General features: G+C 69.2%; 13 protein-coding genes, 1 rRNA gene, 1 pseudogene and 1 riboswitch. Of the genes and pseudogenes, 3 read left to right on the top strand and 12 right to left on the bottom strand.

All coding sequences use genetic code 11. The annotated features are described in order from the left end of the window. Window positions 1–166 precede the first annotated feature (166 nt). Together ACFVYR_RS10955 and ACFVYR_RS10950 are read left to right on the top strand one after the other, a co-directional pair. Window positions 167–751: a hypothetical protein gene (locus tag ACFVYR_RS10955; RefSeq protein WP_384251762.1), complete on the top strand. Its 585-nt coding sequence runs from the start codon at window positions 167–169 to the stop codon at window positions 749–751. 305 nt (window positions 752–1056) lie between these two features. After that, window positions 1057–1263: a DUF5999 family protein gene (locus tag ACFVYR_RS10950; RefSeq protein ID WP_384251759.1), complete on the top strand. Its 207-nt coding sequence runs from the start codon at window positions 1057–1059 to the stop codon at window positions 1261–1263. 121 nt (window positions 1264–1384) lie between these two features. Here the strand turns inward: ACFVYR_RS10950 and gcvP are convergent, their stop codons facing one another. Then, entirely contained in the window at window positions 1385–4273 is a 2889-nt protein-coding gene (gene gcvP / locus ACFVYR_RS10945) for an aminomethyl-transferring glycine dehydrogenase (protein WP_384251756.1), read from the bottom strand. A gap of 188 nt (window positions 4274–4461) precedes the next feature. Next, a riboswitch (glycine riboswitch) is annotated at window positions 4462–4560 on the bottom strand. A 144-nt stretch (window positions 4561–4704) separates the two neighbouring features. On the opposite strand from gcvP, the gene ACFVYR_RS10940 reads away from it, so the two are divergent. Continuing rightward, window positions 4705–5085 carry a PRC-barrel domain-containing protein gene (locus ACFVYR_RS10940; RefSeq protein WP_384251753.1) on the top strand — a complete coding sequence of 127 codons (381 nt, stop codon included), beginning with the start codon at window positions 4705–4707 and terminating at the stop codon, window positions 5083–5085. Here the strand turns inward: ACFVYR_RS10940 and ACFVYR_RS10935 are convergent. The 11 genes and pseudogenes from ACFVYR_RS10935 to rrf form a co-directional block, all read right to left on the bottom strand. Then, window positions 5001–6616, bottom strand: a pseudogene (locus tag ACFVYR_RS10935) (DNA polymerase IV). The gene ACFVYR_RS10940 and the pseudogene ACFVYR_RS10935 sit on opposite strands and share 85 nt — an antisense overlap. 46 nt (window positions 6617–6662) lie before the next feature. After that, window positions 6663–7277, bottom strand: a complete 615-nt coding sequence (locus ACFVYR_RS10930; RefSeq protein WP_384251750.1) for a MerR family transcriptional regulator — start codon at window positions 7275–7277, stop codon at window positions 6663–6665. Window positions 7278–7446: 169 nt separating this feature from the next. Then, window positions 7447–7920: a bifunctional nuclease family protein gene (locus ACFVYR_RS10925; protein ID WP_384251747.1), complete on the bottom strand. Its 474-nt coding sequence runs from the start codon at window positions 7918–7920 to the stop codon at window positions 7447–7449. Between the two features lie 75 nt (window positions 7921–7995). Continuing rightward, the gene (locus ACFVYR_RS10920) at window positions 7996–8739 is read right to left on the bottom strand and encodes a MerR family transcriptional regulator (protein WP_384251745.1); all 744 of its coding nucleotides are present in this window, start codon (window positions 8737–8739) and stop codon (window positions 7996–7998) included. A gap of 44 nt (window positions 8740–8783) precedes the next feature. Then, window positions 8784–9746, bottom strand: a complete 963-nt coding sequence (locus ACFVYR_RS10915; protein ID WP_384252138.1) for an FHA domain-containing protein — start codon at window positions 9744–9746, stop codon at window positions 8784–8786. 82 nt (window positions 9747–9828) lie between these two features. Further along, complete coding sequence (locus ACFVYR_RS10910; RefSeq protein WP_384251743.1) at window positions 9829–10662, bottom strand: DUF881 domain-containing protein; 834 nt, start codon at window positions 10660–10662, stop codon at window positions 9829–9831. Window positions 10663–10667: 5 nt separating this feature from the next. Further along, the gene (locus ACFVYR_RS10905; RefSeq protein ID WP_003988855.1) at window positions 10668–11000 is read right to left on the bottom strand and encodes a small basic family protein; all 333 of its coding nucleotides are present in this window, start codon (window positions 10998–11000) and stop codon (window positions 10668–10670) included. Next, the gene (locus ACFVYR_RS10900) at window positions 10997–11896 is read right to left on the bottom strand and encodes a DUF881 domain-containing protein (RefSeq protein ID WP_384251740.1); all 900 of its coding nucleotides are present in this window, start codon (window positions 11894–11896) and stop codon (window positions 10997–10999) included. Before ACFVYR_RS10900 ends, ACFVYR_RS10905 begins: the two co-directional genes overlap by 4 nt. Window positions 11897–11984: 88 nt before the next feature. Continuing rightward, window positions 11985–14480, bottom strand: coding sequence for a sugar phosphate nucleotidyltransferase (locus ACFVYR_RS10895; protein ID WP_384251737.1), 2496 nt, complete (start codon window positions 14478–14480; stop codon window positions 11985–11987). Window positions 14481–14592: 112 nt separating this feature from the next. Further along, window positions 14593–15201, bottom strand: a complete 609-nt coding sequence (locus ACFVYR_RS10890) for a CDP-alcohol phosphatidyltransferase family protein (protein WP_384251734.1) — start codon at window positions 15199–15201, stop codon at window positions 14593–14595. A 177-nt stretch (window positions 15202–15378) separates the two neighbouring features. Further along, window positions 15379–15495, bottom strand: a 5S ribosomal RNA gene (gene rrf / locus ACFVYR_RS10885). Window positions 15496–15648 lie beyond the last annotated feature (153 nt).

Raw genomic sequence — 15648 nt, 5'->3', positions numbered from 1 at the left:
TCTAGAGGAAACACTGCTCGAACACACCTCGTATAAACTCCGCAATCTAGGCAGAGAGTTGGCGCTCGCGGTTCCCAGCCCCCGCCCCTCTGACCCAGAGCTGACAGCGCCGTCACGCACCTGCCCCCGTTCCACCGTGCCTGTCGAATGAGAGAGGCGACCCACCATGCCGCTGCATGTCCCCCCGGCCCCCGCGCCCGCCCTGCGCAGCGTTCTCGCGGCACTCGGTTCCCCCACAGCCGTACGTGAAGCCCGCACGCCGTCCCTGCGTACCGCGCAGGGCCCGGTAAGCCCCGAACTCCCGCTGCCAGTCCATGTGTTGGACCGCATCACCCCGGAGGGCACCTCGCCCACCCGCCTCGCCGGCTGGCGCTTCCTCATCCGCTGCGGCGAACGCGCCGTCGCCGCGGCCGACACGATGCTCACTCCGGACGGGTGGGCGTTCTCCCACTTCTTCGAGGGCCCGTACATCACCTCCACGGAACGCGCGCTGCGGCATGCCGAGGCGATGCCGACGCCCTGGCAGCCCCGGCTGCTCTCCGTGCCCGAGCTCTACATGCTCACGCTCTGGCTGCACCGCGACTGCACGGACGACGGCGCCGAGGGCCCGCTGGCCGCCACCGACCTGCTCGTACCGCTGGCGCCCGCCCCGCCCGGCATCGCGGCCCACCGCCCGCACCGCGTCGCCGAACTGCTGCCGATGCTCAACCACCGCCTGACGCCCGCACCGCTGCTGAGCTCACCCGCCTGACGCCGCCCCACCCGCTTCCTGTGCCCCGCCGCCCCCGGCCGCGGGGCACAGCGCTGCCCGCCCGAGTGGACTAGCCCAGTCAGGCCACCCCGAACCACCCGAAGAGACACGGAAGTTGGGCTGAACCGTCCGGGCGGGTGATACGTCATTAAGCAGTAGGAGCCGCTGCGGCAAAATCCCTGCGGATTGACGCGCGGAGGGCAACACTGGGACCGGACCGACTACAACGGGGGGCGGTTATGAACACCGCATCGAGCCACAGGACCGACGTCACAGCCATCTCATCGCAGCGAAAGAACCCTTCCATGTGCCAGCACCAACCAGCGTGTCCGACAGCAGACTCCGCCGACCGGGAAGCCGCGCTCCTCATGGCGAGCCACCCGGAACAGGGCTGGAGCCTGCTGTGCAACGGCGTCCTGCTCTTCGAGGACACCGGTGAGCTGCTGCCGGACGGCCAGATCATCGCCCCGCACCGACCGCTGGGCACCGATCGGGTCATGACAGCCGCCTGAGCGCACCGCTGGCACACCCGCACGAACGCACCGCACCGCACCACCGAACGACGAGGGGCCGGCCCGGAGAACACTCTCCGAACCGGCCCCGCCGCATGCCCGCTCCGCGCGGGCGCCGGCATCAGTCCTCGTACGCATCCAGCGGCGGGCAGGAGCAGACCAGGTTCCGGTCGCCGTACGCCTGGTCGATGCGGCGTACCGGCGGCCAGTACTTGTCCGACGCGGCGACACCGGCCGGGAAGACGGCCTCCTCGCGGCTGTACCCGTGCTCCCACTCACCGCTCAGCGCGGCGGCGGTGTGCGGGGCGTTCCGCAGCGGGTTGTCGTCGGCGGCCCACTCGCCGGAGCCGACCTTCTCGATCTCCCTGCGTATGGCGATCATCGCCTCGCAGAACCGGTCGATCTCGCCCAGGTCCTCGCTCTCCGTCGGCTCGATCATCAGGGTCCCCGCGACCGGGAACGACATGGTCGGCGCGTGGAAGCCGTAGTCGATGAGCCGCTTGGCGATGTCGTCGACGCTGACACCGGTCTCCTTGGAGAGCGGCCGCAGATCGATGATGCACTCGTGCGCGACGAGGTCGCCGGGGCCGGTGTAGAGCACCGGGTAGTGCGGCTCGAGCCGCTTGGCGATGTAGTTGGCGGAGAGCACCGCGACCTGGGTGGCCCGCTTGAGGCCATCGCCGCCCATCAGGCGCACGTACGACCAGGAGATCGGCAGGATGCCCGCCGAGCCCCAGGGCGCCGCGGAGATCGGGCCGACACCGGTGTCGGGACCGGCAGCGGGCTGCAGCGGGTGGTTGGGCAGGTACGGCGCGAGGTGCGAGCGGACGCCGACAGGACCGACGCCGGGGCCGCCGCCACCGTGCGGGATGCAGAACGTCTTGTGCAGGTTCAGGTGTGAGACGTCGCCGCCGAAGTGGCCCGGCTTGGCCAGGCCCACCAGGGCGTTGAGGTTGGCCCCGTCGACGTACACCTGGCCACCGGCCTCGTGCACCGACGCGCAGATGTCGGCCACGTGCTCCTCGAAGACGCCGTGCGTCGAGGGGTACGTGATCATCAGCACGGCCAGCTCGTCGCGGTGCTTCTCGATCTTGGCGCGCAGGTCCTCGACGTCGATCTCGCCGTCGTCGGCGGTCTTGACCACGACGACCTTCATGCCGGCCATGACGGCGCTCGCGGCGTTCGTGCCGTGCGCGGACGACGGGATGAGGCAGACGGTGCGCTGCTCGTCGCCGTTGGCCCGGTGGTAGCCGCGGACGGCGAGCAGACCGGCCAGCTCGCCCTGCGAACCGGCGTTGGGCTGGAGGGAGACCTTGTCGTAGCCGGTGACCTCGGCGAGCTGCTCCTCCAGCTCACGGATGAGCGTGAGGTAGCCCTGCGCCTGCTGGGCCGGGGCGAAGGGGTGCAACTGCCCGAACTCGGGCCAGGTGACCGGCTCCATCTCGGTGGTCGCGTTGAGCTTCATGGTGCAGGAGCCCAGCGGGATCATGCCGCGGTCGAGGGCGTAGTCGCGGTCGGCGAGCTTGCGCAGGTAGCGCAGCATCGCCGTCTCGGAGCGGTGCTGGTGGAAGACCGGGTGGGCGAGGTAGGTGTCCTGGCGCAGCAGGCCCTCGGGCAGCGTGTCCGCGACGGTGGCGTCGAGCGACTCGACATCGGCGTCGACGCCGAACGCGCGCCAGACGGCGGCCAGCTGCGCCCGGGTGGTCGTCTCGTCGCAGGCGAGGGAGACGTGGTCGGCGTCGACCTGGCGGATGTTCACGCCACCCTCCCGGGCGGCGTGCACCAGCGCCTCGGCCCTGCCCTCGACGCGTACGGTCAGCGTGTCGAAGTACGCGCCGTGGACTACCTCGAAGCCGCCGGCCGTGAGCCCCGCCGCGAGCAGCGTCGCGTAGCGGTGGGTGCGCCGCGCGATGGACTTCAGGCCGTCGGGCCCGTGGTAGACGGCGTACATTCCGGCCATGACCGCCAGCAGCACCTGAGCGGTACAGATGTTGCTGGTGGCCTTCTCGCGGCGGATGTGCTGCTCGCGGGTCTGCAGCGCGAGCCGGTAGGCCTTGTTGCCGTCGGCGTCGACGGAGACGCCGACGAGCCGGCCCGGCAGGCTGCGCGCGAACTTCTCGCGCACCGCCATGTATCCGGCGTGCGGGCCGCCGAAGCCCATCGGGACGCCGAAGCGCTGCGTCGTGCCGACGGCGATGTCGGCGCCCAGCTCGCCGGGCGAGGTGAGCAGCGTCAGTGCGAGCAGGTCGGCGGCGACGGTGACGACGGCGCCGATCTCGTGCGCCTGATCGATGAGCGGCTTGATGTCGCGTACGGCTCCGGAGGCGCCCGGGTACTGGATGAGGACGCCGACGACACCGCGCTCGGCGACCTCGGCCGGAATGCCGTCGCTCAGATCGGCGACGACGACCTCGACACCGGTGGGCTCGGCGCGGGTCCGGATGACCGCGATGGTCTGGGGCAGCGCGTCGGCGTCGACGACGAAGGCGCCGTTCTTGACCTTGCCCATGCGTCGCGACAGGGCCATGGCCTCGGCGGCGGCGGTGCCCTCGTCCAGGAGCGAGGCCCCGGAGGTGGGCAGGCCGGTCAGCTCGGCGACCATGGTCTGGAAGTTGAGCAGCGCCTCGAGGCGGCCCTGCGAGATCTCCGGCTGGTACGGCGTGTAGGCGGTGTACCAGGAAGGATTCTCCATGACGTTCCGCAGGATGACCGGCGGGGTGAAGGTTCCGTAGTAGCCGAGGCCGATCATGGAATCGAGGACCTGGTTGCGGTCCGCGAGGGAGCGCAGTTCGGCAAGGACTTCGGCCTCGGAGCGGGCACCCGGCAGGTTCAGCGCCTCGGCGTTCTTGATCACATCCGGCACCGCGGCGGCCGTCAGCTCGTCGAGCGAGCCGTATCCGACCTGGGCGAGCATCTTGGCCCGCTCTTCCGCATCGGGCCCGATGTGCCGCTGCTCGAACGGAATTCCCTGTTCGAGCTCGGAGAGCGGGATGCGATTGGTGGCAGTCATTGCGGGAGGCCTCCTGGTCTGCACGACCTGCGAGGGGTACCACGGCGCGGGTACCCGGACGGCCTCCCCCTCTGTCATCTCAACCTGAGAGCTTCACAGGCCTGCCTGTCGGCAGACCTGCTTTCACCGTCGGTGAGGAAGGGTTCCGAACGTGCCCGCCCGACGCCCGCCCTGCTTTCCAGAGTGACCTCGTCCGTGCGGTACGGGTGCCTGAGAGATTCCGGGGAGGATTTGCTCCTTCGGCGCCTCCGGGAGCGTGTTCCGGAGAGCTCTCCCGCACGGGGTCAACAGCCGTACGCCAGCCTACCAGCGGGGACCACGGCCGTTCCCTCGAGTGGCCGCCTGCCCCGAAGTGCTCTTTCGTAGTGACTACGAACGACTAAGGATGAGTTACGCCCGATTTCGTCAGGCCGCGACCCGTTGGAGGGCCCGTGCAGACCGACATCGATCCGCGCAACCTGATCGGCCGCAAGGCGTTCGACCGGAACGGGACCAAGATCGGCACGATCGACGAGGTCTACCTCGACGACGCCACCGGCGCCCCGGAGTGGGCCGCCATACGCACCGGCCTGTTCAGCCGCGACGCCTTCGTCCCGCTGGAGCCCAGCGAGCTGACCGGGGACGGCACCGTACGCATCCCGTTCGAGCGCGCACTCATCAGGGACGCCCCCGACTTCGGAGTGGGCCGCCACCTCTCACCCGAGCAGGAGCTCCAGCTCTACCACCACTACGGCCTGGACACGGCGCCACCGCCCTCCCCACCCCCTCCCGACCAGAGCTTCGGCCGCATCGCGGGCACCGAGGGCCCCTGACCCCGCTGCGGGGGCGAGAGCCCCCAGCAGACGCGCCCCCGTCCGCCGCCGCATTTCAGCCTTGCTCCCCCGCCTCCGCACGAGCCGCACCGGACACCGCCTCCACCACCGCTCCAGTGGCCGCCTCCCCATCCGGGCCGGCGGCCACCAGCGGCAACGGCTCGGCAGGAACGAGGTCCGGGTCGTCCGTCCGGAACGTCCGCACCCGTCCCGGCGCCGAGTACGGCGTCTCGAAGCGCACCGTCACCCGCCCAAGCCCGCTCCCCTGCACCCACCCGTGCCCGTACGCGGCGTGCCGCACGTCGTGACCGGCCGGCCACCGCCGCTCGACTGGCACCACGGGCTCCTCGGCATTCTCCACCGCCTGTACACCCGGCTCCCGGGGCACATCGGCCTCGTCCCCGGGCGCACCGCCTTCACCGGCTCCGCCCTCGACCGTCTCCGTCGCGGCGGCCTCCGCCTGGGCCTGCGCGAAGAGGTCCTCCTGCGTGTAGTCCGTGAGGCCGGAGACGCCCACGCCGAGGAGCCGCACGCCACCCGTGGTGTCCACGGACTCAAGGAGCCGCGCCGCGGCCTCCCGCACCACCCCGGGGTCGTCCGTGGGCCCGCGCAGCGTCTCGGAGCGCGTCAGCGTCGAGAAGTCGAACCGCCGCACCTTCAGCACGATGGTCCGCCCCGAGTGGCCCGCCGCCCGCAACCGCTGCACACAGCGCTCGGCGAGCCGCGCGACCTCCGCGCGGACCCGCACCCGGTCGTGGATGTCCACGTCGTACGTGTCTTCCACGCTGACCGACTTCGTGTCCCGCTCGGCCACCACGGGCCGCTCGTCGTGCGCGAGCGCCATCGCGTACAGCGATCCCCCGTGCGCCCTGCCGAGCAGCCGCACGAGCTCGTCCTCGCCCGCCTCCGCGATCTCCTCCACCGTGGTGATTCCGGCCCGCCGCAGGTGGTCCCCCGTGGCCGGCCCCACCCCCGGCAGCGTACGCACCGACATCGGTCCGAGCATCGCCCGCTCCGTGCCCGGCGCTATCAGCCTGAGCCCGTCCGGCTTGGCCTCCTCGGAGGCGATCTTGGCCAGCATCTTGGAGACGGCGAGCCCCACGGACCCGGTCAGCCCGGTCACCGCCCTGATGTCCGCCCGCAGCCGCTCCCCCACGGCCCTGGCCGACTCCTCGTCGTCGGCGACACCGCCCGCCTCCAGGTCCACGAAGGCCTCGTCCAGGCTGAGCGGCTCCACGAGCGGCGACAGCTCCCGCAGCAGGCCCATCACCTGCTCACTGACCTCGCGGTACAGCCCGAAGCGCGGCACGAGATACGCGGCGTTCGGCGCGAGCCGTCGTGCCTGCCCCATGGGCATCGCCGAGTGCACGCCGAAACGACGCGCTTCGTAGGAAGCGGTGGCGACCACACCCCGCGGCCCCAGACCGCCCACCACCACGGCCTTTCCGCGCAGGCTGGGTTTCGCGGCCTGCTCCGCGGACGCGTAGAAGGCATCCATGTCCAGATGCAGGATCGTCGGCGCGCTTCTCACACCTCTGATGCTGCCCTATGCCACTGACAACGCTGCCCGAGGCTACCTACACGGCCTTGTTGCGGCGCCTGGCCAGCTCGTCGGCCGGGTTGTGCCCGACGAGCGTCTCGCCGGTGTCGATGCGCTCTCCGTGCAGCTGGGACAGCGCGGCCTCGACATCACGCCATACGACGCCCACGGCGATCCCGAAGACCCCCTGGCCGCCCTGGAGCAGGTCGTGGACCTCGCTGGGCGACGTGCACTCGTAGACCGTCGCGCCGTCACTCATCAGCGTCATCCGTTCCAGGTCCGTGAACCCGCGCTCCCGCAGGTGCTGGACCGTGGTGCGGATGTTCTGGAGGGAGACGCCGGTGTCGAGGAACCGCTTCACGATCTTCAGGACGACCACGTCGCGGAAGCTGTAGAGGCGCTGCGTACCGGAGCCGCCCGCGGCCCGCACGCTGGGCTCGACCAGGCCGGTACGCGCCCAGTAGTCGAGCTGTCGGTAAGTGATGCCCGCGGCCGCGCACGCGGTGGGACCGCGGTAGCCGATCTGCTCGTGCCCGGACGTCGCGTCCCCGCTCCCCTGGACCGCCATCGGTCGATTCGGAGAGTGACCGGTCGCCCCGCCGTGGAGCGGGTACGGCCCGCCCACCGCCGTACCGTCGCCGCTGCTTCCCACGCCGACCTCCCTCCTTGACCTGCCTTCTCGACGGTAGGCAGTCGCCAGGGGCTCGTCAACGATCGCCACACTCGGCACGCCGAGTGATAATCACCCTGAGAGTGGTTTCGCGTGCCTCACCGCGGGGAAAGGCTAGCCGAATGGCCCGACGCGGGCCGCCCGAGACGGCTCACTGGCTGTTGGTGCCGAAGTCCTCGGGCGAGATCTGGTCGAGGAACTCGCGGAACTTCTCCACCTCGTCCTCCTGCTCGTCCGGGATCGCGATACCGGCGTCGTCGAGGACCCCGTCGCTGCCGAAGATCGGCGTCCCGGTGCGCAGCGCCAGCGCTATGGCGTCGGACGGCCGGGCGCTCACCTCGACCCCGCTGGCGAAGACCAGCTCCGCGTAGAAGACACCGTCCCGCAGGTCGGTGATGCGCACTTCGGAGAGCTCCTGTCCCACCGCTTCCAGCACGTCCTTGAACAGGTCGTGGGTCAGCGGCCGTGCGGGTGCCATGCCCTGCTGTGCGAAGGCGATGGCGGTCGCCTCACCTGGTCCGATCCAGATGGGAAGGTACCGGTCGCCTCCCACTTCACGCAGGAGCACGATCGGTTGGTTGGAGGGCATTTCGACCCGGACACCTACGACGTCGAGCTCGTTCACACAGCAACCCTAGGACGTGGTCGGCAGGTTTGGGTAGTCGGGCACCCGCCGAGTACCGGCCGGGCGTGGTCCGGGTCAGGGCAGTCTGACCCCGAGCGCCGTCTGCACGAGCGCCGAATGGAGCCTGCCCGTGAGTCCCGCCAGCTCTTTCGTACGGGCCTCCGCATGGGCCCTGGTCTGCGGATTACGGTGCCGCCGCAGCGGTGCGACGACCTGGTCCACGAGCCCGGCCTCGCGCTCGGCGGCGGCCTTCATGGCCCGCAGGTGCCGTGGCTCGATACCGAACCGGCCGAGTTCGAGGACGAGCGAGGCGACCGTGACGGCCTCCGCGTCGTACCCGCCGTCCGGCAGCTGTGCGACGAGACCGTACGCCTCCCACTCGCTGAGCTGCACTTCATCGATCTCGGCGGCGGCCAGCAGCTCGGCACGGCCCACGCGGGCCACCGTCGGCCCCTCGGCCTCGTCCAGGCCCTGCGCGTCCCCGCCGTCCCGCTGGCGCCCCAGCGACGGCATCGGAGGCCGCTCACCGCGCTCCAGCGCGTCGAGATGCTCCCGGATGACCTTGAGCGGCAGGTAGTGGTCCCGCTGCATCCGCAGCACGTGCCCGAGCCGCTCGACGTCCTGAGCACTGAACTTCCGGTAACCGGACGGCGTCCGCTGGGGCTCGATGAGCCCCTCGGTCTCCAGAAAACGGATCTTGGAGATCGTGACCTCGGGAAATTCGTCGCGCAGGACGTTCAGCACGGTACCGATGCTCATCAGCCGACGGTCCGCGGCGGCGGTGCCGAAGTCGGCACCGCCCCTCGGTGTTTGAAGCATGGACCTTCCCTGGGGATGCCCCCCGGACGGCGTCTGGGGGTGGTTCAGATGCCCCGCTGGCTCGCGTAGAAGACCAGCCGGTACTTGCCGATCTGCACCTCGTCACCGTTCGAGAGCGCGACGGAGTCGATGCGCTCACGGTTGACGTATGTGCCGTTGAGGCTGCCCACGTCCGCGACGGTGAAGGAACCGTCCTGGACACGACGGAACTCCACGTGGCGACGCGACACCGTCACGTCGTCGAGGAAGATGTCGCTCTGCGGGTGACGCCCCGCCGTGGTCAGCTCGCCGTCGAGCAGGAAACGACTGCCCGAGTTCGGACCGCGGCGCACGACGAGCAGCGCGGAACCGAGCGGCAGCGCGTCCACGGCCGCCTGCGCCTCCGGGGAGAGCGCGGGAGACAGGGTCTGCCCCGTCGTCTCGGCGTCGTAGGCCTCGAGACCCGAGATGGAGATCGTCGAGGTCGTCTCGGACGGACGCTCCGGCGCGGCTCCGGCCCGCAGCGGCGCACCGCAGTTGGAGCAGAACCGGCTCGCCTCGGCGTTGCGGTTCCCGCACCTCGTACACACCAGGGCCATGGACTGGTCCTCCTGCCGTGGCTGCCCCGCAGGGGCATTCGATGCGTACGGGCCGGGGGTAAACCCTCCACCCGTACCTGAGGTTGAAGGTTCTCCGAAACCTATGCGGCCGGGACCGGCAGGGTCAACAGACGACGCGCCCTGTCCGCCCGAAATGTCACCACCTGGACCAGCGACCTGATCGCGGAACATCGGGCGCTCGGCGCCCTGCTCCTCACCATCACCATGGCGCGGGGCACGATGACGGGCAGTGGCCGGATTGCCGCTGTCCTCTCGTGCGCTCTTGCCGAACAACTTCGCAAACAACTTCACGGGCGATTCCCCTTGACCGAAACAGACCCGCCCGTGGGGCAGGACGAACCCTGATTGCACACACCGGCATTCATCGGTGAGCCAGACATCCTCACAACGTCCGTGTCCACCAAACAGTTTCCACCACGCACCACGCTTCCGGTGCGCCGACCCCCCGCAACCTCATGCCCTCGCCTCCCGGCGCCCACGCGCCCGCCCCTCACTGGGAGGACGACCGAGCGTAGTCAGGCTGCTTCGCAGGTCGCAAGGCGTTCACAACGATCTTCTCGGAGCGTTCCACGGTCACCGTGGCCTGCTCCTTCTCCAGAGTCTGCACCACGCCTCCCGGGATGTTCAGCGCAGGTTCGAGATCCTGCGGCTTGCCGATCACCTTGAAGAGGTACGGTTCGCCGACCTTGTGACCGTCCACCCGTACGCCACGGCCGCCGCCGGCGTCCGACAAGTACGTGTTGGCCACGACGCGTACGTCATTGATCTGGATCGCCTCGGCGCCGGCGGCGCGCAGCTCCTGAATGGCGTCAAGCAGCATGTCCGCCTTGATCGCCCCCCTCTTGTCCTCGATGGTCAGCGTGATGCCGGGCCCCTGAGCCGCCACGGTGCCGGCCAGGATGCCGAGTTGCCTCTCCCGCTCGACCGTCTGCTTGCGGGCCTCTTCGGCCTGGTCCGAGCTGTTCTCCAGCCCGGTCCGCTGGTCCTCGAGACGTCGCTTCTCTTCTTCCAGACGCTGAGTTCGGTCATCCAGTTCATCGAGGATGCGTACGAGATCTTCCTGTCTCGCACCGCGCAGTGCGCTGCTGTCGCTGTTGGACCGCACCTGGATGGCCAGACCGAGCCCGAGCACGAACAGAAGCAGGGCGACGATGAGTTGAGGGCGCGTCACTCGCGGCGGCCACAGCCCCTGCGCCAGCCGCTGGCGGCCGGTGAGCTGCGGCTTCCGTCCGGGCTCCGGCGGTACGGGCGTCTCGGGCGCGCTGGGGACCTCCGCCGGGAGTTCCTTGCGCCGGTTGTACTCGGGCCTCTCGTCGGAACTCATCGGCGTCACGCCCTGAAGACGTGCCGACGGATCGCCGCGGCGTTGGAGAAGATCCGGATGCCGAGGACCACGACGACGCCGGTGGACAGCTGGGCGCCGACGCCCAGCTTGTCCCCCAGGAACACGATCAGCGCGGCCACCACCACGTTCGACAGGAACGACACGACGAACACCTTGTCGTCGAAGATGCCGTCGAGCATGGCCCGCAGACCGCCGAACACGGCGTCGAGAGCCGCGACGACGGCAATCGGAAGGTACGGCTCGACCACCGCCGGAACCTCGGGCCGAACCAACAATCCGGCCACGACTCCCACGACGAGGCCCAGTACGGCGATCACGATGTGCCCTTTCCTGCCTTCGGCTCTGCTGTACGTACGGTCACGCTGGGCGCTGCCGGCAGCCGGAGCTCGTCCGACACGGAGATGCTGGTCCGGATGCCGAAGTTCTCCTGCAGAGCATGCAGGTACTGACCGTCGGAGCTGTTCTGGAACCGGGTACTCAAGCGCTTCGCGTCCCCCACCGCGAGCACCGTATACGGCGGCACCAGCGGTCTGTTGTCGACCAGTATCGCGTCACCCGCGGCCCTGATCGCCGACAGCGCGGTGAGGCGCTGGTCGTTGATGGACACCGCTTCGGCGCCCGACTGCCACAGGCCGTTGACGACCCGCTGCATGTCGTGGTCGCGCACCCGACCGGTGTCGGAGAAGTCGGCGCTCTCACGGGGTCCGCCGCCGCCCTGGTCGGCCTGCTTCTTGTCGTCCACCACCAGCTTGACGCCGGGCCCGTGGACCTCCGTGGCGCCGGAGAGGAGCCCCACCAGCTCGCCCTGGCTGCCGCCGTGCTCCTTCAGCGCGGCCTCCTGCCGCTCTCCGACATCGTCGCGGAGTTTGTCCACGTCGTCCTCGAGCGCGTCGGCGCCCGCCGTCGCCTCTTCGACGCGGTCGATGAGCTCCTCGCGCTCCTTGGCCACCACCGGCGCCTCTATCCGCGCCTGCGCGGCCCCCACGGTGACCACCAGCGCCGCGAGCACGAGTCCGGCCGCGAGTCCCAGTTTGGCCCGCAGTGGGCGGGGCACACCACTGGCCCCTCTGGCCTTCTTGCGGGCCGCCGCCTCCGCGTATCCCTCGTCCAGGCTGTGGTCCATGACGGTGGTGAGCAGCGACATGGACGCGTCCGGACGCCGAGGGCGCGAGGGGGTGCTCCGAACGGGGGGCTGCTGCGGCATGCCGCACATCGTCGCACGTCGCGGGCGCTACCTCCGAATGGCCCCACCGGCGCGCCGGGCGGCACCCGTTGCGGGTGCCGCCCGGTGCCGGGGCAGGTCAGCGGCCGGCGCTGTCCACCACCGTCGACCACTCGTCGAGCAGCGCCTGGGCGGACGCGTCGTCGGGCCCTTCGGCCCACAAATGGGTGACGGCCTCGGCGGGGTCGGGCAGCACGAGCACCCACCGCCCGTCGCTCTCCACGACCCGCACGCCGTCAGTGGTGTCCACGGACCGCTCTCCGGCCGCCTCCACCACGCGCCGCATGACCAGGCCCTTGACGGCCCACGGGGTCGCGAGGTCGCGCCGCTGCACATGCGCACGCGGGATGCGCGCGTCGATCTGGCTCAGCGTGAGCTGCGTACGCGCCACGAGGCCGACGAGCCGCACGAAGGCGGCGGTGCCATCGAAGACGCCGCTGAACTCGGGGACGATGAACCCGCCGCGTCCGTCGCCGCCGAAGATGGTCGAGTCCTCGCGCCCGACCCTCGTGAGATCGTCCGGCGACGTGGTCGTCCACTCCACCTGGGTGCCGTGGTACGCCGCGACCTGCTCGGCGATGCGCGTCGTCGTCACCGGCAGCGCCACCCGCCCGCTGCGCCGCTCGGCGGCGACCAGGTCGAGCATGACCAGCAGGGCCCGGTCGTCCTCGACGATCCGGCCCTTCTCGTCCACGAGCGACAGCCGCTCGCCCACCGGGTCGAACCGCACGCCGAACGCGGCCCGGGCGGACGCCACGATCTCCCCGAGCCGCACGAGCCCGGACCTGCGGGCGTCGGCGGTCTCGGTGGGCCGCGACTCGTCGAGCCCCGGGTTGATGGTCAGGGCGTCCACCCCGAGCTTCCCGAGGAGGCTCGGGAGGACGAGTCCCGCGCTTCCGTTGGACGCGTCGACGACGACCTTGAGTCCTGATTCGGCGACACCTGTGGTGTCCACGTTCCGCAGCAGGGAGCCCGTGTAGGAGTCGTAGACACTGGACGGGAAGTGCAGATCGCCGATCTCACCGGGGAAGGCCCGCCGGTACTCCTGGCGCGCGTACACCCGGTCCAGCTTCCGCTGGCTGCCCTGCGACAGGTCGGCGCCCTGCCCGTCAAAGAACATGATGTCGACGGAGTCCGGCACGCCGGGAGTCGTCCGGATCATGATTCCGCCGGCGCTGCCCCTCGCCGTCTGCTGACGGGCGACCGGCAACGGCACGTTCTCCAGGTCCCGTACGTCGATGGCGCTGGTCTGCAGTGCCGAGATCACCGCCCGCTTCAGGGCCCGCGCACCACGCGAGTGGTCACGCGCGGTGGTCACGGTGGAGCCCTTCTTCAGGGTCGTCGCGTACGCGCCCGCAAGACGTACGGCGAGCTCGGGCGTGATCTCCACATTCAGGATGCCGGAGACCCCGCGCGCTCCGAAGAGATGCGCCTGCCCCCGGGATTCCCAGATCACGGACGTGTTGACGAACGCACCGGCCTCGACCGTCTTGAATGGATAAACTCTGACGTTGCCCTGAACGATCGATTCTTCACCGACCAGGCACTCGTCACCGATGACAGCGCCGTCCTCGATACGCGCGGCACGCATGATGTCGGTGTTCTTGCCGACGACGCAGCCCCGCAGATTGCTGTGCTGTCCGATGTAGACGTTGTCGTGCACGACCGCCTTGTGCAGGAACGCACCGTCCTTCACCACGACGTTCGACCCGATGACAGTGTGCTCACGGATCTCGACGTTCGCCTCGATCTTTGCGTAGTCACCCACGTAGAGCGGGCCGCGCAGTACGGCGTCGGGGTGCACCTCGGCCCCTTCCGCGACCCATACGCCGGGCGAGATCTCGAAGCCGTCGAGCTCGACGTCGACCTTGCCCTCCAGCACGTCGGCCTGCGCCTTGACGTAGCTCTCGTGCGTACCGACGTCCTCCCAGTAGCCCTCGGCGATGTAGCCGTAGATGGGCTTGCCCTCTTTCATGAGCTGCGGGAAGACGTCACCGGACCAGTCGACCGGCACATCGGCCTCGACGTAGTCGAAGACCTCGGGCTCCATCACGTAGATGCCCGTGTTGACCGTGTCGGAGAAGACCTGCCCCCAGGTCGGCTTCTCGAGGAAGCGCTCGACCTTTCCCTCTTCGTCGACGATGGTGATGCCGAATTCCAGCGGATTGGGTACGCGCGTCAGGCAGACAGTGACCAGCGCGCCCTTTTCCTTGTGGAAGGCAATCAGGTCGCTGAGGTCGAAGTCGGTCAGCGCGTCACCGGAGATCACGAGAAAGGCGTCGTCCTTCAACGCTTCCTCGGCGTTCTTCACGCTGCCTGCGGTACCGAGGGGCTTCTCTTCATTGGCATAGGTGAGCTCCATCCCAAGCTCTTCGCCGTCGCCGAAGTAGTTCTTGACGAGCGACGCCAAGAACTGCACTGTCACTACGGTCTCGGTGAGCCCGTGCCTCTTGAGCAGGCGTAGCACATGCTCCATGATCGGCCGGTTGGCCACGGGAAGGAGCGGCTTGGGCATGCTCGAGGTCATGGGGCGAAGGCGCGTGCCCTCACCGCCGGCCATCACGACGGCCTTCATGTCGGAAACGTCCTCCTCATTAGACGACGGTCTGGCCGACTCAGCTCACCGAGAGGGCCCGCATATGTCAGATGCGGGCCTGGGAGCCGTTACAGCCGCCGAATCGGCGAGCTCAATCGGCCGTGTTGTCCGCCTTCACAAGTCGGCGGACCTGAACCACATAGAGGATCCCTGCCCACCAATAGAGAGTTGTACCCCATCCGGCGAACGCCCATCCGAAAATAGCAGCGGGTGTGGCGATCCAGCCACTTGCATCACTGAGGAGCAGTAGTGGAAAGGCGTACATCAAGTTGAAGGTCGCGGCCTTGCCCAGGAAGTTCACCTGCGGCGGCGGGTAGCCGTGACGCCTGAGGATGCCGACCATCACCAGCAGGACCAGCTCGCGCAGCAGCAGCGCCGCGGTCAGCCAGAGCGGAAGAATCTCCCGCCATGTCAGGCCTACCAGCGTGGAGAGGATGTAGAGCCGGTCGGCCGCGGGGTCGAGCAGCCGGCCGAGCTTGCTGATCTGGTTCCAGCGGCGCGCGAGCTTGCCGTCGAGGTAGTCACTGATGCCACTGAGCGCCAGGACCAGCAGCGCCCACCCGTCGCTCTTGGGGCCCCCGAACTCCGGCCTGAGGATCAACCACAGGAAGAGGGGTACGCCGGCCAGGCGCGCCATGCTGAGGATGTTCGGGATGGTGAGGACCCGGTCCGTCTGGACGCGAGTCTCCTGGACCTCCACCCGGGGGCCTCCTGTGGGAAAGAGCCAATGATGCCCCCTGACCTTACCCTCAGTTGTCGCCCGACCGTGCAGAGGGGTGGACGGGCAGTAAGGGCATCCGACTTGATACTCGACCCGAAACACAAAAAAGCCGTGGTCCCCAGACATTGTCTAGGGACCACGGCTTTATCAAATTGAGTTCGGCGGCGTCCTACTCTCCCACAGGGTCCCCCCTGCAGTACCATCGGCGCTGTGAGGCTTAGCTTCCGGGTTCGGAATGTAACCGGGCGTTTCCCTCACGCTATGACCACCGAAACACTATGAAACTGTCAACCGCACCGCAGTCGTGGCCCGACATACGGGGTTGTTCGTGGTTTCAGAACCAACACAGTGGACGCGAGCAACTGAGGACAAGCCCTCGGCCTATTAGTACCAGTCACCTCCACCCGTTACCGGGCTTCCAGATCT

It is taken from the genome of Streptomyces sp. NPDC058284, from assembly GCF_042881135.1.
Lineage (GTDB): Bacteria > Actinomycetota > Actinomycetes > Streptomycetales > Streptomycetaceae > Streptomyces.
Note: the sequence above shows the minus strand (reverse complement) of the source record. Positions and strands in the feature narration are given on the sequence as shown.

Excerpts from the sequence above, each read along its gene's own strand:
- ACFVYR_RS10955 (WP_384251762.1), top strand. The coding sequence starts at position 167 with ATGCCGCTGCATGTCCCCCCGGCCCCCGCGCCCGCCCTGCGCAGCGTT.
- ACFVYR_RS10950 (WP_384251759.1), top strand. The coding sequence starts at position 1,057 with ATGTGCCAGCACCAACCAGCGTGTCCGACAGCAGACTCCGCCGACCGG.
- gcvP (WP_384251756.1), bottom strand. The coding sequence starts at position 4,273 with ATGACTGCCACCAATCGCATCCCGCTCTCCGAGCTCGAACAGGGAATT.
- ACFVYR_RS10920 (WP_384251745.1), bottom strand. The coding sequence starts at position 8,739 with ATGCTTCAAACACCGAGGGGCGGTGCCGACTTCGGCACCGCCGCCGCG.
- ACFVYR_RS10910 (WP_384251743.1), bottom strand. The coding sequence starts at position 10,662 with ATGAGTTCCGACGAGAGGCCCGAGTACAACCGGCGCAAGGAACTCCCG.
- ACFVYR_RS10900 (WP_384251740.1), bottom strand. The coding sequence starts at position 11,896 with ATGTGCGGCATGCCGCAGCAGCCCCCCGTTCGGAGCACCCCCTCGCGC.
- ACFVYR_RS10895 (WP_384251737.1), bottom strand. The coding sequence starts at position 14,480 with ATGAAGGCCGTCGTGATGGCCGGCGGTGAGGGCACGCGCCTTCGCCCC.